The 19,944-nt window shown below is 73.8% G+C and carries 13 protein-coding genes; 5 read left to right on the forward strand and 8 right to left on the reverse strand.

Annotation, left to right across the window (positions count from 1 at the left end):
• Nucleotides 1-61 precede the first annotated feature (61 nt).
• Nucleotides 62-3,835: a S8 family peptidase gene (locus ACZ7LY_RS00675; protein ID WP_471622274.1), complete on the reverse strand. Its 3,774-nt coding sequence runs from the start codon at nt 3,833-3,835 to the stop codon at nt 62-64.
• A 192-nt stretch (nt 3,836-4,027) separates the two neighbouring features.
• Between ACZ7LY_RS00675 and ACZ7LY_RS00680 the strand changes: the two genes are divergently transcribed.
• Nucleotides 4,028-5,014, forward strand: coding sequence for a helix-turn-helix domain-containing protein (locus ACZ7LY_RS00680; protein ID WP_471622275.1), 987 nt, complete (start codon nt 4,028-4,030; stop codon nt 5,012-5,014).
• A gap of 78 nt (nt 5,015-5,092) precedes the next feature.
• Nucleotides 5,093-5,575, forward strand: coding sequence for a DUF456 domain-containing protein (locus ACZ7LY_RS00685; protein WP_471622276.1), 483 nt, complete (start codon nt 5,093-5,095; stop codon nt 5,573-5,575).
• Between the two features lie 487 nt (nt 5,576-6,062).
• On the opposite strand, the gene ACZ7LY_RS00690 is transcribed toward ACZ7LY_RS00685, so the two are convergent.
• The 4 genes from ACZ7LY_RS00690 to ACZ7LY_RS00705 all read right to left on the reverse strand — a co-directional run bounded on the left by ACZ7LY_RS00690 (nt 6,063) and on the right by ACZ7LY_RS00705 (nt 10,172).
• Nucleotides 6,063-6,542: a methylated-DNA--[protein]-cysteine S-methyltransferase gene (locus tag ACZ7LY_RS00690; protein ID WP_471622277.1), complete on the reverse strand. Its 480-nt coding sequence runs from the start codon at nt 6,540-6,542 to the stop codon at nt 6,063-6,065.
• 20 nt (nt 6,543-6,562) lie between these two features.
• Nucleotides 6,563-7,960, reverse strand: a complete 1,398-nt coding sequence (locus tag ACZ7LY_RS00695) for a DNA-3-methyladenine glycosylase 2 family protein (protein ID WP_471622278.1) — start codon at nt 7,958-7,960, stop codon at nt 6,563-6,565.
• A 380-nt stretch (nt 7,961-8,340) separates the two neighbouring features.
• On the reverse strand, nt 8,341-9,471 hold the full coding sequence (gene rsgA / locus ACZ7LY_RS00700) for a ribosome small subunit-dependent GTPase A (RefSeq protein WP_471622279.1): 1,131 nt from the start codon (nt 9,469-9,471) through the stop codon (nt 8,341-8,343).
• 251 nt (nt 9,472-9,722) lie between these two features.
• Nucleotides 9,723-10,172, reverse strand: a complete 450-nt coding sequence (locus tag ACZ7LY_RS00705; RefSeq protein ID WP_471622280.1) for an Lrp/AsnC family transcriptional regulator — start codon at nt 10,170-10,172, stop codon at nt 9,723-9,725.
• Nucleotides 10,173-10,300: 128 nt separating this feature from the next.
• On the opposite strand from ACZ7LY_RS00705, the gene ACZ7LY_RS00710 reads away from it, so the two are divergent.
• Nucleotides 10,301-11,356, forward strand: coding sequence for an asparaginase (locus tag ACZ7LY_RS00710; protein WP_471622281.1), 1,056 nt, complete (start codon nt 10,301-10,303; stop codon nt 11,354-11,356).
• A 111-nt stretch (nt 11,357-11,467) separates the two neighbouring features.
• On the opposite strand, the gene ACZ7LY_RS00715 is transcribed toward ACZ7LY_RS00710, so the two are convergent.
• Both ACZ7LY_RS00715 and ACZ7LY_RS00720 read right to left on the reverse strand, forming a co-directional pair.
• Entirely contained in the window at nt 11,468-12,790 is a 1,323-nt protein-coding gene (locus tag ACZ7LY_RS00715; protein WP_471622282.1) for a radical SAM protein, read from the reverse strand.
• 64 nt (nt 12,791-12,854) lie between these two features.
• Nucleotides 12,855-13,544, reverse strand: a complete 690-nt coding sequence (locus ACZ7LY_RS00720; protein WP_471622283.1) for a pyridoxamine 5'-phosphate oxidase family protein — start codon at nt 13,542-13,544, stop codon at nt 12,855-12,857.
• Nucleotides 13,545-13,793: 249 nt separating this feature from the next.
• Here ACZ7LY_RS00720 and ACZ7LY_RS00725 point away from each other — a divergent pair, with 249 nt between their 5' ends.
• Both ACZ7LY_RS00725 and ACZ7LY_RS00730 read left to right on the forward strand, forming a co-directional pair.
• Nucleotides 13,794-16,664, forward strand: a complete 2,871-nt coding sequence (locus tag ACZ7LY_RS00725) for a glycoside hydrolase family 2 TIM barrel-domain containing protein (RefSeq protein WP_471622284.1) — start codon at nt 13,794-13,796, stop codon at nt 16,662-16,664.
• Between the two features lie 91 nt (nt 16,665-16,755).
• Nucleotides 16,756-18,807 (forward strand): NAD(+) synthase, encoded by a 2,052-nt coding sequence (locus tag ACZ7LY_RS00730; RefSeq protein WP_471622285.1) that lies wholly within the window; start codon nt 16,756-16,758, stop codon nt 18,805-18,807.
• Nucleotides 18,808-18,914: 107 nt separating this feature from the next.
• Here the strand turns inward: ACZ7LY_RS00730 and ACZ7LY_RS00735 are convergent, their stop codons facing one another.
• Nucleotides 18,915-19,931, reverse strand: coding sequence for a GlxA family transcriptional regulator (locus ACZ7LY_RS00735; protein WP_471622286.1), 1,017 nt, complete (start codon nt 19,929-19,931; stop codon nt 18,915-18,917).
• Between the last annotated feature and the right edge of the window lie 13 nt (nt 19,932-19,944).

Raw genomic sequence — 19,944 nt, forward strand, 5'->3', positions numbered from 1 at the left:
CGGGCGGTCCTACCCCCCACAGGAGGACCACCCGGCGGACCGGTCTTTCAGGGCCGCGCGGTCAGCGCACGTCGTACGCCCGGGTCACGGTCTGCGTGACGGTGTTCCCGAGGTCGTCGGTGAGCTTCGTGCGCAGGGTGACCTGCTTGCCCGACGCCCCCGCGTGGTCCACGGTCGCCACCCAACGGCCGCCCGTGTAGGCGGTCTTGGCCGACTTCCACGTGGTCCCGCCGTCGTAGGAGTACGCGACGTCGGCCGCGGTGAGCCGGCCTGGCGTGTACCCCTGCTGGCCGGTCGCAGTCACGCCGATCCGCTGCCCGTCGGCGGCGGCGAGCGTCTTGTCGCCGTCCTCGGGGAGTTCGTACTTGGGGAACATCAGCGGCAGGCTCTGCGAGTAGACGTCCTTTTTCTCCTCGGAGGAGAAGCCGAAGACGGTCTTCACCGCCGACGACCGCTGGAACATCCGTGCGGGCTGCCCGGTCTTCATGGTGTTCAGTTCGATCTCGTACGCGGCCTTGCCGGGCGTGACCTCGACGACGCCCGCGGGGAAGCCGGTCGAGCCCAGCTCCTCGCCGTTCTTGCGGACCGTGAGGCCGCCGAGGTCGCCGAACGAGCCCGGCATGCCGTAGTGGCTGCCGTCGCGCCAGAACGCGCCCGCGAAGCTGACGCCGATCAGATTGCCCTGCCGCTCGCCGACGAGGACGGGGGCGCCCTTGTCGTCGGTGGGCGCCATCGGGGCGAGGACGCCGTCGTACCACTTCTCGGTGCGGTGCTCGCCGGCCTTGTACGTGGTGGGCAGGCCGACCATCGCCTCGCCCCACGGCAGCGAACTGGTCAGGAAGCGCTGCCAGGTGGTGGCGCCGCCCGTGTAGTACTCGGTGCGCTTGCCGGGGACGCCGAACAGCGTGTAGCCGAGCGGCGACGCGGTGGCGCCGGAGGCGAGGGTGACGCTGGACAGCTCCGAGAAGTCGCCGCGGACGCCGGCCGAGGTGTAGGAGGCGTCGACGCGGGCCAGTCGCCGGTCCTTCGCCGTGTACGTACGGGCCGAGGTGACGGGCCCGTTCTCGTCGTAGGCGAGGTTGTAGACGTCGGGGCTGTTCGCGTGCGCCTTCCACGTCACCTCGGTGGGCGCGGCGAGCAGTGCCTCGGCCTCGGCCGCGGGCAGCGCCAGCATGGGCAGGGTGCCGCTGGTGAAGCCGGTGGCGGGCACCCAGCGGGCGGCGCTGTCGTGGTAGCCGATGACGGCGAGGGCGCCGGCGGACTTGGCGGCCGTCGCGGCGCGGGACAGGTCGCTGCTGTCGTCGGGGAGCTTGACCAGGGCGAGCTTGCCCTTGACGTCGGCGGCGGCGAGGTCGGCGGCGGTGCCGGTGCCCGCGTCGACGACCTTCGCGCGGCCGGTGCCGTCGAGGTTGACCGAGCCGACCGAACCGGCGTACGGGTGCAGGACCGTTCCGTTCGCGGTGCGGAAGTCGCTGATCAGGGGCGTGGCGAGGCGCCACACGCTGCTGAAGCCGAAGTCGCCGTCGGTGACGCGGCCTTGTACGTCGGCGTAGTAGCCCTTGATGGAACGGGCGCCGGAGACCGACCCGGAGTGCAGCCAGTAGTCGTCGAAGGAGCGGCCGTAGGCGAGGGCGGCGCCGCGCGTCTCGGTGGTCCGGTCGGCGGTGACGGCGCGCAGCCGGTGGGCGCGGCGCGCGTCGAGGACGACGGTGGTGTCCTTGGTGAGCGCGAGCTGCGGGCGGCCGAGGTAGGAGACCGAGTCGTAGAGCGTGGCGCCCTGCCCGGCGTCGAGCGTGGTGACGAACGCGGACAACTCGTAGTTCCCGGCGCGCAGTTCGTACGTCTTGCTCGCGGCGCCGTCGAGGGACTCCATCGTGCCGGAGGCGGTGTCGGTGCCGATGACGGCGAGCGAGGACGCCCCGTCGGCGGCGGCTCCGGCGCGGTCGAGGACGCGGACGGTCAGCTTCACCGTACGGGCCCCGACGTACAGGGAGAACGGGGTGGAGACGCGGATGCCGCCGGGGCCCGTGGCGAGGACGCGGCCGGTGACGTCGCCGTACTGGGCGGCCTTGAGGGAGGCGGCCGGGTCGACGGTGAGCGGGACGGTGACGGTCTTCCCGGCGGGGACGGTGACCTTGCGCCGCTCCAGGGAGGCGACGGAGGCGCGGACCGGGGAGCCGTCGTTGCCGGTGACGGCGGCCACGTCGAGGGAGAGGGTGACGGGCTTGTCGCCGGTGTTGGTGTAGGGGACGCCGACGGTGGTGCGGTCGGCCTTGGTCTGCGGCCAGTCGTAGGTGCCGGCCTGGACCGCCGGGGAGCCGAGGACGGTCTGGGCGAGGGCGCGGTCGACGCGCATGCTGCCGCCGCCCACCTCGCGCACGTCGCCGCTCACGTCCGACTTGGCGGAGGAGACGAGGGCCTGCTTGATGCGGGCGCCGGTCCAGTCGGGGTGCTTCTGCTTGAGCAGGGCGGCGGCGCCCGCGACATGGGGCGTGGCCATGGAGGTGCCGGACATGTTCTGGTACGAGTACAGGCCACGGCCGCCCGCCGCGGCGGCCTTGATGGCGACGCCGGGGGCGGCGATCTCGGGCTTGAGGGTGTGCGAGCCCCACACCGGGCCCCGGCTGGAGAAGGACGCCGTGTCGTCCTTGGCGTCCACGGCGCCGACCGTCAGCACGTCGGGCGCGCAGCCGGGCGCGGAGACGGTGTTGAAGGCGGGGCCGGTGTTGCCCGCGGCGATGACGAACAACGCCTTGGAGGACGAGGCGAGTTCCTGGGCGGCGGCGCCCATCGGGTCGGAGCAGTCGGAGAGTTGGGTGGAGCCGAGGCTCATGGAGATGACGTCGGCGCCGGAGTCGACCGCCCACTGCATGCCCGCGATGATGCCGGACGTGGAGCCGGAGCCGCCGTCGCCGAGCACCTTGCCGATGAGCAGGCCCGCGCCGGGCGCGACGCCCTTCTCCTTGCCGCCGCTCGCCGCGCCCGTACCGGCGACCGTGGAGGCGACGTGCGTGCCGTGGCCCTGGAGGTCGTCGGTGCCGGACGAGGAGTCGGTGAAGTCCTTGGCGGCGGCGACCTTGCCCTTGAGGTCGGGGTGGTCGGCGTCGATGCCGGTGTCGAGGACGGCGACCTTCGCGCCCTTGCCGGTGTATCCGGCGGCCCAGGCGAGGTCGGCGCCGACCTGCTTCGTGGAGTCGGCGAGCGTCGAGGTGGCCTTGGCGTCCAGCCACAGCTTCTTCACGGGCGCGCCGGCGCGGGTCTTGCGGTCGGTGACGTCGGCCCAGAACCCGGCGGCCTTCTTCTTGTCGGCGTGGAAGGCCGCCGCGCCGATCACGTCGAGGGTGCGCACGCGCTCGGCCCCGCGCGGGGCGGGCGGCGCGGAGCGGGCGAGGGCGGCGGACTTCGCGTAGGTGGCGATGACGGGGACGCTGTCGGTGTGCGCGTCGTCGTAGCCCTGCCGGACGAGCCCGGTGACGTTGAACAACTGCTCGTCGACGAGGCCCTTGCCGATCTTCTCCAGGGCCCCTTCGGGATAGACGTACAGGTCCTTGCCGTCCTGGCGGGTGGTGACGACGGGCTCGGAGCCGTCCTCGCGGGGCAGGACGCTCGCGGCGGCGCGGCCGTCGGCACCGGTCGTGACGCGGACCCGGTCACCGGTGACGAGCGTGACGGTGGCGGCGGCCGCGCGGGCGGTGGAGGCGGCGCCGGCACCGACGATCGGGCGGCGGGCGGCGTCCTCGGGTCTTGGTTGCGCTGCTCCTGACGGCAGGGCCGCGGTGGCGGCCAGGACGGCGGCGGTGGCCGCCACCAAGGCCGTTCGGGATATCGGGCGCATGGCTCTCCCCTGGAAGAAGACGCAGGTGAATACGGGCCAAAGGCCGTATTACCGGCGGGCGTTGGTGTCGCGGTGGCGCCACATTGGCAGAGAGACGGGCGGTGCAGGGAAGATGGACGAGGCGGGAATGCGCCGTGGCTCTTTCCCGCCACGGGTGGGACGGAACGCGCAACCGGGGAGGGACGTCGCGCAATGCTGACTGCGATAGGTCTGGACGAGACGCACGAGAGCGCGTACCGCGCGCTGGTCTCCGTGGGAGCCGCGGAGATCCCCGACCTCGCGCGCCGTCTCGCCCGCCCCGAGCACGACACCGTACGGACCCTGCGCGCGCTGGAGCGGCACGGGCTCGCCGCGCAGTCCTCGGCCCGGCCCGGGCGCTGGGTGGCGGCGCCGCCCGGGGTGGCGCTCGGCGCGCTGCTCACCCAGCAGCGGCACGAACTGGAGCAGGCGGAGCTGACGGCGGCGCTGCTCGCCGAGGAGTACCGGGCACACGCCGCCGAGCCCGCCGTGCACGATCTCGTCGAGGTGGTGACCGGCGCGGACGCGGTGGCCCAGCGCTTCCTCCAGATCCAGCTCGGCGCGACGAGCGAGGTGTGCGCGCTCGTGACGGGCACGCCGATCGCCGTCCGCTCCTGTGACAACGACGCCGAGGAGCGGGCCGTCGGCCGGGGCGTCAGCTACCGCGTGGTCCTCGAACGGGAGGTGCTCGCCGCCGCCGAGGGGCTGACGGAGCTGGCGGCGGCCATCGGGCGGGACGAGGAGGTACGGGTCGTGGACCGGGTGCCGACCAAGCTCGTCATCGCGGACGGCACGCTGGCGCTGGTGCCGCTGACGGCCGCGCGGGCGGCGGAACCGGCGGCGCTCGTCGTCCACGCGAGCGGGCTGCTCGAATCACTGACCGGGCTGTTCGAGGCGGTGTGGCAGCAGGCGCTGCCGTTGCGGCTCGGGGAAGGCGGTACGGGCGTCGAGGAAGCGGGGGGCGGCGGGCCGGACGGTGTGGACCTGGAGGTCCTCTCCCTGCTGCTGGCTGGGCTCACCGACGCGAGCGTCGCCAAACAGCTCGACCTGGGCCTGCGGACCGTGCAGCGCCGGGTCAAACGCCTGATGGAACTCGCCGGGGTCTCCACCCGGCTCCAGCTCGGCTGGCACGCCTACGAGCGGGGCTGGGTGGCCCGCTGACCGCCGCGCGGAAGGGGGTGGGGCTCGTTCGGGCTGCGCTGATCTGCGGTTTCGGGCCGCTTGGGGGACCCTGGGCAGATGGGAGCGTGGGAACTCCTGCTCGTCGGGGCCGTCATGGCGCTCGGCCTGTGCGGGGTCTTGGTGCCGGGTGTGCCCGGGTCGTGGCTCGTCTGGGCGGCCGTCGCCGTCTGGGCGCTGCGCGAACCGACCGGCCTCGCCTGGGGCGTCCTCGTCGGCGCGAGCGTCGTGCTGCTCGCCGCGCAGGTCGTGCGGTGGCTGCTGCCGCCCCGGCGGTTGCGGCAGGCCGGGGCGACTCGGCGGCTCGCCGTGTGGGCGGGGGTGGGGGCGGTGACCGGGTTCTGCGTGCTGCCCGTCGTCGGGGCGCTGCCGGGGTTCGTGGGCGGGATCTACCTGTGTGAGCGGGTGCGGCTCGGTAGCCATGGGGATGCGGTGGCGTCCACGCGGACGGCGATGCGGGCGGGGGGTTCGAGTATCTTCGCGGAGTTGTTCGCGTGCCTGTTGATCGCGGGGGCGTGGGCAGGCTCCCTCATCTGGGGCTGACGCCGGACTGTTCTTCGTCCTCGACTCGCGTCGTGGCTGATCGCGCAGTTCCCCGCGCCCCTGGGTGACAGCCCCTTCGGGCGGGTTCTTCGTCCTCGACATTCGTCGTGGTTGCTCGCGCAGTTCCCCGCGCCCCTGGAGGGGCGACTGCGTCGCCACCTCCCCCCTGGGGAAGCAGGGGCGAAGCCCCGCTTCCCAAAGGGGAAGCTGCGCGAAGCGCATGCTTCAGGGGCGCGGGGAACTGCGCGGGAAGCCCCACCGGCCCGCAGAGAACAACGCACGGGTGCGCCCCGTCAGGGGCGCGGGGAACTGCGCGACCAGCCCCCACCGGGCCGCAGGTGACCACGCACGGTCGTGCCCCGAAGGGGCGCGGGGAACTGCGCGAGAAGCCCCACCCACCCGCAGACAACCGACAACCCAGGGGCGCGGGGAACTGCGCGATCAGCCCGCACCGGGCCGCAGGTGACCGGCGATGCGCCCCCCGCGCTCAGGGAAGCGCTCCCTCCAGCGTCAGGAGGCGGACCTTACGCGGCAACCCCGCCGCATACCCGGTCAGCGCCCCACCCGCCCCGAGCACCCGGTGACAAGGCCGCAGGATGAGCAGCGGGTTCGCCCCGACCGCCCCACCGACCGCCCGAACGGCGGCACGAGACGCCCCGATACGCGCGGCGACCGCGCCGTACGTCGTGGTCGCGCCGTACGGAACCTCATCCAGCGCATCCCACACCCGCCGCCGGAATTCACTGCCCTCGGGCCGCAACTCCAGCCGGAACTCCTTGAGTTCACCGGCGAAGTACGCGTCGAGCTGCCGCACCGCCTCCGCGAACGGCCCCGCGTCCCGCACCCACCCGGCCACCGGCTCCCGGCCGCCCTTCTGCCCGGGCAGCGACAGCGAGGTCAGCCCGCCGGCCGGTCCGGCGGTCAGCAACAGCTCCCCCACAGGGCTCGGAACCCGGGTCCAGTACACGGTGTCTTCTTCACTGGGCTTCACAACTGTCCTTCCACGATGAGGTGTTGACGCCCGTACGAGCGCCAGGGGCGCCACGCGTCGGCGGCGCGGACCGCTTCGCCGGGCACGGCGACGTCCGGGTCGCCGAGCGCGCGCAGCCGGATCAGCGCGGCGGTGCGCGCGCCGATGCCGGGCAGCGCCCGCAGGGCTTCCTCGGCGTCGTCGCGGTCCGCGCCCGGGTCCAGGCGCAGGGTGCCGTCCGCGAGGGCGCGGGCGAGGACCCCGAGCGGCCCGGGTTCGTCCGCGAGGTCGTCGGCGGCCGGGAAGACCCGGTCGAGGGCGCCGCAGGGGGCGTCGAGCTGTTTGCCGTAGCGGGCGACGAGCCGGGCCGCCTCGGCGGGGCCGGCGAGCAGCCGCACGGCGAGTTCACCGGGGTCGGCGGCGCCCGGCGAGCGCAGGCCGGGGCGGGCGGCGACCAGCGGGGCGAGCGCCGGATCGCCGCCGAGGCGTTCGTCGACGGCGTACGGGTCGCAGTCCAGGTCGAAGAGGCGGCGCAGCCTGCCCACGGCGGTCGTCAGATCGCGCAGGTCGGTGAGGTGGATACGGGCGTCGAGCCAGCCGCCCCGGTGCGCGGCGCCGGACCCGGGCTGCTCGTGTCCGGCCTCGTCGACGGAGACGATGCCGGTGCCGTACGGCAGCCGCAGGGTGCGCCGGTAGACGCGGGCGCCGGGCTCTCCGGTCAGCTCCTCGATGCCCTCGACCAGCTCGGCGCCGAGCTGGTCGAAGACGGGGCCCGACGGGTAGGGGCCCCGGTGCGCGAGGCGGAGCGGGATGCCGGCGGCGGAGGCGAGGGTGCGGCGGTCTGCGGCGCGGCCGGGGGCGTCGGCGCGCAGCTCCGTGGGGGTACGGGCGTAGACCTCGCGGATCGTGTCGTTGAACTGGCGCACGCTGGCGAACCCGGCCGCGAACGCGATGTCCGTGATCGGCAGCGGGGTCGTCTGGAGCAGCAGGCGGGCGGTGTGGGCGCGCTGGGCGCGGGCGAGGGCGACGGGGCCCGCGCCGAGTTCGGCGGTGAGCTGGCGCTGCACCTGGCGGGCGCTGTAGCCGAGGCGTCCGGCGAGGCCGCCGACGCCCTCGCGGTCCACGACGCCGTCGCCGATCAGGCGCATCGCGCGGCCCACGACGTCCGCGCGGGCGTTCCACTCGGCGGAGCCGGGGACCGCGTCGGGGCGGCAGCGGCGGCAGGCGCGGTAGCCGCCGCTCTGGGCTGCGGCGGCGGTGGTGTAGTAGCGGACGTTCTCGCGTTTGGGCGTGACCGCCGGGCAACTGGGGCGGCAGTAGATGCCTGTCGTCCGTACGGCGAAGAAGAACTCGCCGTCGAACCGGGCGTCGCGGCTGCGGACTGCCTGGTAGCGGGTGTCTTCGGTGGGGGGCATGTCTCAATTGTGCGGGGTGCCCTGGCGGGCGGCTCGCGGTTTTCGGACAGGGAGTTCCTTTCGCGGGGCTGCCCCCTGAGGTTGTCGACCACCTGCGGCCCGGTGGGGCTTCTCGCGCAGTTCCCCGCGCCCCTGAAGCATGCACTTCGTGCAGCTTCCCCCAGAGGGAAGCTGGGCTTCGCCCCAGCTCCCCAGGGGAGGAGGTGGCGACGCAGTCGCCCCTCCAGGGGCGCGGGGAACTGCGCGACCAGCCACGACGAAAGTCGGGGAAACCCACCGGCCGGAGCCACCCACCCACCTCAGGGGCGCGGGGAACTGCGCGACCAGCCACGACGAAAGTCGAGGAACCCCACCGGCCGGAGCCACCCACCCACCTCAGGTCACCGGCGGCGGCGCCCCGCGGATCTGGCGGCGCGGCGGGCCTGCTCCCGCACAAGCTTGCGGTAACTGTCGAACCGCCGCTGAGACAATTCCCCGGAGCCCAGCGCAGCGACCACCGCACAGCCCGGCTCCACCCCATGCCCGCAATCATGGAACCGGCACTCCCCCGCCAGTTCCGCGATCTCCGCGAACACCCGCTCGACCCCGTCCTCCGCGTCGTAGAGCCCGACGCCCCGCAGCCCGGGTGTGTCGATGAGGACGCCGCCCTGGGGCAGCACGAACAGGTTCCGGGTGGTCGTCGTGTGCCGCCCCTTGCCGTCGACGTCCCGCACCGCCTGGACACCGGCGACATCCGCGCCGACCAGCGCGTTGGCCAGCGTGGACTTGCCCGTGCCGGACTGCCCGAGCAGCACCCCCGTACCGCCCGCGACGAGCCCCCGCACGGCGTCGATCCCTGCGCCGGTCCGCGCGCTGACGGCGGCGACCGGCACCCCGGGCGCGCTCGCCTCGACGTCCGACACCAGATACGACAGGCCGGTCGCGTCGGGCACGACATCCGCCTTGGTGAGCACGATCAGCGGGCGCGCCTCGCCCGCCCAGTGCGCCGGTACGGGCGCGGGCCCGGGTTCGTCGTGCAGCAGCGCCTCCCCGCCGGCGCTCGCGTGGGCCAGCGCCACGAACCGTTCGATCCGTCCGAGGTCGAGTTCGGCGGCGAGGGAGACGCAGATGACGACGTGGTCGACGTTGGCCCCGAGGACCTGGCCCTCGGAGCGCTTCGACGACGTGGAGCGGACGAACGCGGTCCGGCGCGGCAGCAGCGCCCGTACGTAACGGGGGTCGCCGCCCTCGGGATCGACGGCGACCCAGTCACCCGTACAGACGACCTTCATGGGGTCGCGCGGCACGACGAACTCGGTGTCGGCGCGCACCGTCCCGTCGGCGGTGACGACATCGCACTGGCCCCGGTCCACGCGGACGACGCGGCCGGGCAGCAGCCCCCGCTCGGCGAACGGCGCGAACCGCTCCGCCCAGCCCACGCCCCACCCGTACCGCACGAGCGGCGAAGGGGAGGAAGCGGAAGGAGTAGCGGACGGGGAAGGCAAAGAGAGAGACAACGTGGGGCCCTTCACAGGGTGGCCCCGGCGGCGCGCTCGGCGCGCGGAGTGGGTGTCAGCCGGTGGCCACGGAGGTGGACGTGACGTACGTGCGGATGCGGGCAACGCCCGTCGCGGTGACAGTCATCGATCGACACCTCCCAGGAACCTGCGCGGCGGCGGCCCCGTACCCCGTACGGACCCGCTTGGACACGGCCGACCCTAGCGATGCGCCGCTCCCCCGCGCCAGGGGTTTTCCGCGCGCCCGCCGGGCCGTCCGCCCGGGGTCAGACGGGCAGGCCCTCCGATTCCTTCACGCGCTTCATGATGATCTGCGAGTTGACCTCGGTGACGCCGCCGAGCGTGGTCAGGCGCTCGATCCACAGCCGCTCGTACGCGGCGAGGTCCGCGACGGCGATCCGCAGCAGGCAGCCGGGGCTGCCGAACAGCCGGTACGCCTCGATGACGTCGGGGATGTCCTGGAGCGCCCGCTCGAACGCCTCGACGGACTCGCGGTCGCGGCGGACCTCGATGGAGACGAGCACCTCGAAGCCCCGGCCGACGGCCTCGGGGTCGACGATCGCGCGGTAGCCCTGGATCACTCCGTCGGCCTCCAGCTGGCGCACCCGGCGCAGGCAGGGCGAGGGGCTGAGGCCGACGCGCTGGGCCAGCTCCTGGTTGCTGAGCCGCCCGTCGCGCTGTAGCTCGCGCAAGATGTGGAGGTCGATTCGGTCCATGGCGCAATTCTATGCCTCGGCAGACGCGATCATGTGCCAGGATTCGCAATCGGATTGCGCGAGGGCCGTCCTATCCTTGCGGGAGTTCGAACAAGTGATTCCCGTGTACCCCTCGTGAGGCCGCCCCCATGGAAACCGTCCGCAGCGACGCGCCCCGCCGCGTCACCCTCATCAGCACCGGCGGCACCATCGCCAGCCGCTGGCAGGGCACCGGATACGCCGCCGACGCGGGCGGCGACACCGTGCTGGCCAGCGCGGCCGTGCCGGCGGGCGTCTCCGTCGAGGTCGTCGACCTGTTCAACGTGAACAGCTCCCGTATGACGACCGAGCTGCAACTGACGCTGCTGCGTACCGTCCGCGAGGTCCTCGCCGACCCGGACGTCGACGGCATCGTCGTCACGCACGGCACGGACACCCTGGAGGAGTCCGCGTTCCTGCTGGACCTGTACCACGACGACCCGCGCCCGGTGGTGTTCACGGGCGCGCAGAAGCCGCTCGGCGCGAGCGACGGCGACGGGCCGGGCAACATGTACGACGCGCTCCAGGTCGCCGCGACCGTGCGGGACCTCGGCGTGCTCGTCGTGTTCGACGGCGCGGTGCACGCCGCGCGCGGCACGGTCAAGACGCAGACGCTCGCGCTGAACGCGTTCGCGGACCCCTCCGGCGAGCCGCTGGGCCGTCCCGGGTTCGGCCGCGTCGACCTCAAGGCCACCCCCCGCCGCCCCGCCCCGCTGCCCGCGCCGCCCGCCGGCACCCCCGTACCGCGTGTCGATGTCGTGATGCACCACAGCGACGCCGACCCCGCGCTGTTCGAGGCGGCGCTCGCGGCGGGCGCCCGGGGCATCGTGCTGGTGGCGACCGGCGCGGGCAACGCGACGCCCGCCTTCGTGGACGCCGTGGCCGACGCGGTGCGCCGGGGCGTCCTCGTCGCCGTCAGCACGCGCGTGCCGGCCGGGCCGCTGGCCGAGCTGTACACGGGTGGCGGCGCCGTCGATCTCGTCGCCGCCGGGGCGGTCCTCACCGGTACGCTGCGCGCCGCGCAGTCCCGGATCGCGCTGCTCGCCACGCTGATGGCCGGGGAGTCGTCGGCCGCCGCCCGCACCGATCTGCTGCGCCGCCTGCTCGCGGTCCCGTCCGGCGCGGAGACCGCCGGGGCCTCGGGGCGGGCCCGGGACGCGGCCTGAGCGTACGACCGCATGACCGCATGACGGAGGCGGGGGGCCGTGAACGGCCCCCCGCCTCCGTCATGCGTGCGCCCCGCGCGGGAGCCCTGCGCGCGCTCCGCGCGGCACGCGTCAGACCTCGACGCTCTCCTCGTTCGGCGCGAGGCTGTCCATGAAGGAGCTGACGGAGAAGACGGCGCGGCCCGCGCCCGCCGGACCGTATCCGGGCGGGGACGACAGCCCGTACTCGTCCATCGTGTTGCGGTACGCGTCGAGCAGGCGGATGTGGTACTCCAGCGGCGCGCCGTCCGGGTTCTCCTTGCCGAGCGGCGTCGTCGGCTCGGGGCACCACGTGGTGAAGCGGGGCGTGATGCCGTTCGACATGAAGAAGCGCAGGCCCTCGGTGGTGGAGGCGATGGCCTCGTCGACCGTCTTGAAGCCGAAGGGGGCGGCCATCTCGACGCCCGCGACGAAGTTCGGGATGACGTTGCGCGCGCCGAAGACGTCACGCGAGTCGAGGATGCGGCGGTGCCACTCGTCGCGGCCGACGTAGCGCTCCTTGCCGGGGCAGTACATCTTGAACAGGTACTCGTCCCAGACCTCGAAGTTGGGGTGGTAGATCTGCACCCCGTAGTCCTTGAAGCGCTGGACGTCGGCCTTGGGCAGCGCCTGGGCGACGACCTTGCCGATCCAGCGGCCGGGGAAGTGCTCCTCGATGGCCTTGGCGTAGCGGCCGTAGAAGTCGGCCTCGTCCAGGCCCTGCACCTTGGAGGTGATGGCGCCGCCGGTCAGGGTGTACGCGGTGGACGCCTTCGCGGTGTCGTACTGGTCGATGATCGACAGCGCTTCGAGGACCTCGTCCACGTCCTTGACGCCCGTGTAGGGGCGCCCGGCGGCCTTGTGCTGGCGCCAGTTGTGGTTGATGTCGCAGTACTGGCACTCCTCCTTGGCGCCGAAGTACTGGCAGACGCGAAAGGCCGTCAGATAGATCAGGTAGCCCCACTGGATGGTCGGGGCGACCTCCATGACGGACTTGCCGTTGGAGAGCTTGTGCCGGTAGTACTCCGGCATCGGCGGCACGCCGACGTCGGCGATGCGCTTGCCGTCGAGGTAGAGGCCGAGCATGCCCTCGTCGTTTGCGGCGACGCGGTAGGGCGAGTTCGGGTTCACGCGGACGGAGACGACCGTGCGGCGCAGGTCGTAGGGGCCGCCGGTGAGGACGATCTCCTCGGGCGGGCGGCGCAGCGCGGCCTCGCCCAGCTCCGGCAGGGTGCCGTGGTCGAAGGAGAAGATGAAGTAGGACTTCGGCTTGACCTCGCCGTCCTCGTTGTCGCTGAGGGCGGACGCGTCGAAGGCCACACCGCCGCGCAGCAGGTCCTCCTTGAAGACCGCTTCCCTCGGAACGTGCGGGAAGCGCTCCATCAGGTCCTCTACCAGCGCCGTACGGCTCTGCATCCCGTTCTCCTTGCCCTTTCGACGGTCACAGCTCGACACCTCACGGTATGCCCCCGCGTCGGGCTCAGCCCTGCCGGGTCCCCGCTCGGGCCGTGATGTGGGCGGGCGCGGTGATCCCCCGGGGCAGCGCGGGGTCGGCCGTGGGGGCGCCCCAGCGGGCGGACAGGGGCAGGGTGCCGGCCCACAGGCCGAGGGCCGCGTCCGGCGAGCCGGCGTCGTCCGGGGGGCCCGCGCTGACCTTGACGGACGCCTCCGCGAGCGGCAGGGCGAGGACGGCGGTGGCGGCGAGTTCCTTGCGGCTGGGGCGGCGGGCGTAGTCCCACTGGCCGGGCGTGGCGTGCTCGGTCAGCACGCGCAGCGCCTCGGTCTTCTCGGCGTCGTCGGTGATGCGGCGGGGCACGCCGTAGATCATGGCGCTGCGGTAGTTGACGCTGTGCTCGAACACGGAGCGGGCGAGGACGAGGCCGTCGATGTGGGTGACGGTCACGCATATCGTCGCGTCCGGGTCGGCGGCGAGGCTGCGGCCGGCGACGGACCCGTGCACGTACAGCTCGTCGTCGGTGCGCCCGTACACGGTCGGTACGACCATGGGGGCGCCGTCGACGACGACGCCGAGGTGGCAGACGAAACCGGCGTCGAGGATCGCCTCCAGGTCGGCGCGCTCGTGGCGGCCGTTCTCCTTCATGCGGCGCAGCCGGGTGCGGTCCGTGGGGACGAGGGGGCGCGACGACGGTTCGGGGTGGGTGTGCGTCATGCGCCGGAACAGTACTCCCGCATGATCGTCTCCGGCCGTCCGCCCCGGGCGGCGCCCCGGGCGCTGGACTTTCGCGCGACTTGTTGGACTTTCGGCCGCGTCCGGGGCCCGCGCCCTGTCGCCGCCGTGAGCGGGCGCCTTAGCGTGAGGGCGCGCCCGCCGGGCCCCGGCCACCGGCACCCCCGTAGGACCGCACCCCCGCAGGACCGCATCCCCGTAGGACCGCACGCCCGTACCGCCAGGAGAGTCATGTCCCCGCAGCCCGCCCCCCGTTCACCGCTCGCCCCGCAGGCGCCCTCGGACCTTTCCTACCTCACCGATCCCGGGCCCGGCGAAGGGGCGCTGCCGCCGCGCGCCTGGTACGCGGCCTCCTCCGCCGCCTCCCTCAGCCTGAACGGCACCTGGGCGCTGCGCGTCGCTCCCACCGCCGACGCCGAGGACACGTCGTTCGCCGCCGGCGGATACGCGCCGCAGGGCTGGGCGGAGGTCGAGGTGCCGGGGCACTGGGTGCTCCAGGGGCACGGCGCGCCGATCTACACCAACGTCACCTACCCGTTCCCCGTCGACCCGCCGCACGTGCCGACGGAGAACCCCACCGGCGACCACCTGCGCGCCTTCGACCTGCCCGCCGACTGGCCCGCAGGGGACGCGGTGCTGCGCTTCGACGGCGTCGAGTCGTGCGCCCGGGTGTGGCTCAACGGCACGGAACTCGGGCAGTTCAAGGGCAGCCGTCTGCCGCACGAGTTCGCCGTGGGCCCGCTGCTGCGGCGCGAGGGCAACGTGCTCGCTGTCCGCGTCCACCAGTGGTCGTCGGGCTCCTACTTGGAGGACCAGGACCAGTGGTGGCTGCCCGGCATCTTCCGCGACGTGACGCTGCTGCACCGCCCCGAGGCCTGCGCGGGCGACTTCTTCGTGCACGCCTCCTACGACCACACCACGGGCACCGGCGCCCTCCGCGTCGACAGCGAGGTCCCGGCCCGCGTCACCGTGCCCGAACTCGGCATCGACGTCCCGGCGGGCGAGGAGGTGAGCGTCCCCGTCGAACCGTGGACGGCGGAGACGCCCCGGCTGTACGCGGGCACGCTCGACACCGGCGGCGAACAGGTCCCGCTGCGCGTCGGGTTCCGTACGGTGGAGCTGTCGGACGGGCTGATCAAGGTGAACGGGACGCCCGTGCTGTTCAAGGGCGTCAACCGGCACGAATGGCACCCCGAGCGGGGCCGCGCCCTCGACGTCGCCACGATGCGCGCGGACGTCGAGCTGATGAAGCGCCACCACGTCAACGCGGTCCGCACCGCCCACTATCCGCCGCACCCCGCCTTCCTCGACCTGTGCGACGAGCTGGGCCTGTGGGTGATCGACGAGTGCGACCTGGAGACGCACGGGTTCGAGGAGCAGGACTGGCGCGACAACCCGGTCGACGACGCGCGCTGGACGCCCGCGCTGCTCGACCGCGCGGCCCGCATGGTCGAGCGCGACAAGAACCACCCGTCGGTCGTCCTGTGGTCGCTCGGCAACGAGTCGGGCACCGGGCGCGGCCTGACCGCGATGGCCGAGTGGATCCACGCGCGCGACACCTCGCGGCTCGTGCACTACGAGAGCGACTTCGGCTGCCGCGACACGGACGTGTACGCGCGGATGTACGCCGACCACGCGGAGGTCGAGCGGATCGGGCAGGGCGTGGACGGCGGCCCGGTGAAGCGGCGCGCGCTGCCGTTCATCCAGTGCGAGTACGCGCACGCCATGGGCAACGGACCCGGCGGACTCGCCGACTACCAGCGGCTGTTCGAGTCGTACGAGCGGCTCCAGGGCGGCTTCGTATGGGAGTGGATCGACCACGGCGTCGCCGACGAGCGGTACGGCTATGCGTACGGCGGCGACTTCGGGGAGGAGCTGCACGACGGGAACTTCGTCTGCGACGGCCTGCTGTTCCCCGACCGCACCCCCTCGCCGGGACTCGTCGAGTACGCGAAGGTCATCGAGCCGGTGCGGATCGCGGTGGACGCGGCGGCGGGCACGGCCACGGTCGTCAACCGCTTCGACTTCCGCGACCTGTCGGGCCTGACGTGCGCGTGGTCGTACGCCGTCGAGGGCGAGGCCGTCGCCTCCGGGCAACTGGAGCTGCCGCCGCTCGCGCCCGGCGAGCACGCCCGACTGAAGCTGCCCGCGCCGCCGTCCGCGCCGGGCCGGGGCGCCGCGTACTGGACGGTGTCCGTCACGGACGCGCACGGCACCGAACTGGGCTGGGGGCAGGCGGAGGTGCCCGCGTCCCCGGCGCGGCGCCCGGTGCTCGCGGCGGCACCGGTGCGCGGACCGCTGACGCTCGCGCTCGGACCCGGCGTGTTCGACGCGCGCCGCGGGGAGCTGCGCGCCCTCGGTGACGTGGAGGTGGTCGCACCCCGGCTCGACGTGTGGCGGGCGCCCACCGACAACGACAACGGCATGAGCTGGCGCGACGAGCCCCGGCTCGGCCCGCTCTGGCGGGAGCTGGGGCTGCACCGGATGCAGCACCGGCTTGACGGCGTGGACGCCGACGCGGACGGGCTGAGCGTGCGGACGCGGGTCGCGTCGGCCGGCAGCGACCTCGGGCTGCGCGCGCACTACCGGTGGAGCGCGGACGCCGAGCGGCTGCGGCTGACGGTGTCGGTCACCCCGGAGGGCTCCTGGCCGGTGCCGCTGCCCCGGCTCGGGGTGCGGCTTGGGCTGCCGGGCGGCGCGGACGCCGTGCGCTGGTTCGGCGGCGGGCCCGGGGAGGCGTACCCGGACACGTGCGCGGCGGCCCGGCTCGGGCGCTGGGAGGCGGACGTGGACGCCCTCCAGACGCCGTACTTGCGCCCGCAGGAGAACGGGGCGCGTGCCGATGTGCGGTGGGCGGAGCTGGGCGGGCTGCGGATCGAGGGCGAGCCCGCGTTCGCGCTGACGGCGCGGCGCTGGACGTCCGAGGAGCTGGACGCGGCCCGGCACCGCACGGACCTCGTCGCCGGGGACACCGTGTGGGTCAACCTGGACCACGCGCTGCACGGCATCGGCTCGCACTCCTGCGGGCCCGGGGTGCTGCCCACGTACCGGCTGATCGCGCGGCCGGCGGCGTTCTCGTTCGTGTTCCGCGCCGCCGGCTGAGCGGGGGCCGGCGGGCAGGTGCGCGGGGACTTGCGCGCAAGTGCTCGGGGGCTGGCGCGCAGGTGCGCCGCACGGTTGACATGATGGACGGGTGAACTTCCGGTCGATCTACAGCCATGGTTTCGCGCGGGTCGCCGCGTGCACCGGCCACGCCGCCGTCGCCGATCCGCCCGCGAACGCGCAGGCGGTGCTGCGGCAGGCCCGCCGGTGCGCGCAGGACGGCGTCGCGCTCGCCGTCTTCCCCGAACTCTGTCTGACGGGCTACTCGATCGAGGACCTGCTGCTCCAGGACGCGGTCCTCGACGACGTGGAGCGGGCGCTGCGCACGGTCGTGGACGGCTCCTCCGACCTGCTGCCGGTACTGCTCGTCGGCGCCCCGCTGCGCCACCGGGGCCGCGTCTACAACTGCGCGGTCGCGGTGCACCGGGGCCGGATCCTCGGCGTCGCCCCCAAGTCGTATCTGCCGAACTACCGCGAGTTCTACGAGAAGCGGCAGATCGCGGCGGGCGACGAGGAGCGCGGCGGGACGCTGCGGCTGCTCGGCGTGGAGGTGCCGTTCGGTCCGGATCTGCTGTTCGCGGCGGAGGACGTGCCGGGGCTCGTGGTCCACGCCGAGGTCTGCGAGGACATGTGGGTGCCGGTGCCGCCGAGCGCGGAGGCGGCGCTCGCCGGGGCGACGGTCCTGGCGAACCTGTCGGGCAGCCCGATCACCGTGGGCCGCGCCGAGGACCGCAAGCTGCTGTGCCGTTCGGCGTCCTCGCGCTGCCTCTCGGCGTACGTGTACTCGGCGGCGGGGCTCGGCGAGTCGACGACGGACCTGTCCTGGGACGGGCAGACGCTCGTCTACGAGAACGGCGTGCTGCTCGCGGAGACCGAGCGGTTCGCGCAGGGCGACCAGTACGCGGTCGCGGACCTCGATCTGGACCTGCTGCGCCAGGAGCGGCAGCGGATGGGCACCTTCGACGACAACCGGCGCACCCACGCCGCCCGCACCGGCTCCTTCCGCACGGTCCCCTTCCGGCTCGGCGCGCCGGACACGGACCTCGGGCTGCGGCGGCGCGTGGAGCGGTTCCCGTTCGTGCCGGCGGACGCGGAGCGGCTCGCGCAGGACTGCTACGAGGCGTACAACATCCAGGTCGCGGGCTTGCAGCAGCGGCTCGGGGCGATCGGCGGCCCGAAGGTCGTCATCGGCGTGTCCGGCGGGCTCGACTCGACGCACGCGCTGATCGTGGCGGCGAAGGCGATGGACCGGGCGGGCCGCCCGCGCACCGACATCCTCGCCTACACGATGCCGGGCTTCGCCACGAGCGACCACACGAAGTCCAACGCGCACCGCCTGATGGACGCGCTCGGCGTGACCAAGGCGGAGCTGGACATCACTTCGACGGCGACGCTGATGCTCAAGGAGATGGGCCACCCCTTCTCCGCGGGCGAGCCGGTGTACGACGTGACGTTCGAGAACGTGCAGGCGGGCCTGCGCACCGACTATCTGTTCCGGCTGGCGAACCAGCGCGGCGGCATCGTGCTCGGCACCGGCGACCTCTCGGAGCTGGCGCTCGGCTGGTGCACGTACGGCGTCGGCGACCAGATGAGCCACTACAACGTGAACTCGGGCGTGCCGAAGACGCTGATCCAGCATCTGATCCGGTGGGTGGTGAGCACGGGCGAGTTCGGTGACGAGGCGGGCCGCACGCTGACCGCGATCCTGGACACGGAGATCAGCCCTGAGCTGGTGCCGGGCGAGGAGTTGCAGTCCACGGAGTCGAAGATCGGCCCGTACGCGCTGCACGACTTCACGCTGTTCCATGTGCTGCGGTACGGGATGCGGCCCTCGAAGATCGGCTTCCTGGCGTGGCACGCGTGGCGGGACAAGGACGCGGGGGCGTGGCCGCCCGGCTTCCCCGAGGCCGACCGCACGGCGTACGACCTGGGGCAGATCCGGCACTGGTTGGAGTACTTCTGCCGCCGCTTCTTCGCGTTCGCCCAGTTCAAGCGGTCCGCGATGCCGAACGGGCCGAAGGTGTCGGCGGGCGGTTCGCTCTCCCCGCGCGGCGACTGGCGGGCGCCCTCCGACGGCAACGCGCGCGCGTGGCTGCGGGACCTTGAGCGCTGGGACTGGCCGGTGGACGGCCGCGACGACTGACGTACGGGCGCCGCGTACCGCCCCCCGGGGGCCGCTGACGGGAGATCCCGTCGGCGGCCCCCGTCGTCGTCTCGTCAGCCGGTGGCGGCGGGGACGGTGGCGGTGGTTCAGGTCGCGGTCACGGGCGCGGTGGTGGCCGAGGTCGCCGTCGCCGTCCCCGTCGTACGGAAAGTGCGGCGGTAGGCCGCCGGGGAGACGCCGATCGCCGCGTGCAGATGGCGGCGCAGGGAGGCGCCGGTGGCGAAGCCGACCTCGGCGGCGATCCGGTCGACGGACAGCTCCGTGGACTCCAGCAGGTGCCGGGCCCGGTGCACGCGCTGCTGGACGAGCCAGCGGCCGGGGCTGGTGCCGGTCTCCTCCTGGAAGCGGCGGGCGAAGGTGCGCGGGCTCATCCGCGCCCGCTCGGCCAGCTCCCGCAGGGCGGGCGCGCGGTCGAGGTGGGCGAGCGCCCAGGCGCGGGCGGCGGCCGTGCCGTCGCTGCCGTCCTCGGGCACGGGCTGCTCGATGTACTGCGCCTGCCCGCCCTCGCGCCAGGGCGGTACGACACAGCACTTGGCGACGAAGCCCGCGACCGCGCTGCCGTGGTCGCGGCGCACCACGTGCAGGCACGCGTCGAGCCCGGAGGCGGCGCCCGCCGAGGTGATGATGTCGCCGTCGTCGACGAACAGGACGTCCGCGTCGAGGGCGACGCGCGGGAACATCCGGCGGAAGCGGTCGGCGAGCGCCCAGTGCGTCGTCGCGGGCCGCCCGTCGAGGAGCCCGGCGGCGGCGAGGGTGAAGGCGCCGGTGCAGATGGAGACGAGCCGGGTGCCGGGGCGGATCCGGGCGAGCGCGGCGGCGACCTCGTCCGGGAGCCGGTCGCTGATCCGGTCCAGGGAGTACGGCGGCACGACGACGGTGTCGGCGCTCTCCAGCGCCTCGGGGCCGTGGGCGAGGTTCACGGTGAAGTCGGCGTCGGTGGCGACCGTGCGCTCCTCGCTCGCGGCGCAGGTGAGCACCTCGTAGCCGTCGCCCGCGCCGCCGAAGACGCGGCGCGGGATGCCCAGCTCGAAGGGGTAGACGCCGTCGAGGGCGAGGACGACCACCCGGTGCGGCGGTCCTGAGGGGAGCTGCGGCATGACCATGGCACGATCGTAT

The organism is Streptomyces sp. NPDC107550, assembly GCF_055639095.1.

Coding starts and splice junctions, on each gene's coding strand:
- ACZ7LY_RS00715 (WP_471622282.1), bottom strand. CDS start 12,790: ATGCAGAGCCGTACGGCGCTGGTAGAGGACCTGATGGAGCGCTTCCCG.
- ACZ7LY_RS00725 (WP_471622284.1), top strand. CDS start 13,794: ATGTCCCCGCAGCCCGCCCCCCGTTCACCGCTCGCCCCGCAGGCGCCC.
- ACZ7LY_RS00675 (WP_471622274.1), bottom strand. CDS start 3,835: ATGCGCCCGATATCCCGAACGGCCTTGGTGGCGGCCACCGCCGCCGTC.
- ACZ7LY_RS00680 (WP_471622275.1), top strand. CDS start 4,028: ATGCTGACTGCGATAGGTCTGGACGAGACGCACGAGAGCGCGTACCGC.
- ACZ7LY_RS00710 (WP_471622281.1), top strand. CDS start 10,301: ATGGAAACCGTCCGCAGCGACGCGCCCCGCCGCGTCACCCTCATCAGC.
- ACZ7LY_RS00685 (WP_471622276.1), top strand. CDS start 5,093: ATGGGAGCGTGGGAACTCCTGCTCGTCGGGGCCGTCATGGCGCTCGGC.
- ACZ7LY_RS00705 (WP_471622280.1), bottom strand. CDS start 10,172: ATGGACCGAATCGACCTCCACATCTTGCGCGAGCTACAGCGCGACGGG.
- ACZ7LY_RS00720 (WP_471622283.1), bottom strand. CDS start 13,544: ATGACGCACACCCACCCCGAACCGTCGTCGCGCCCCCTCGTCCCCACG.
- ACZ7LY_RS00695 (WP_471622278.1), bottom strand. CDS start 7,960: ATGCCCCCCACCGAAGACACCCGCTACCAGGCAGTCCGCAGCCGCGAC.
- ACZ7LY_RS00735 (WP_471622286.1), bottom strand. CDS start 19,931: ATGGTCATGCCGCAGCTCCCCTCAGGACCGCCGCACCGGGTGGTCGTC.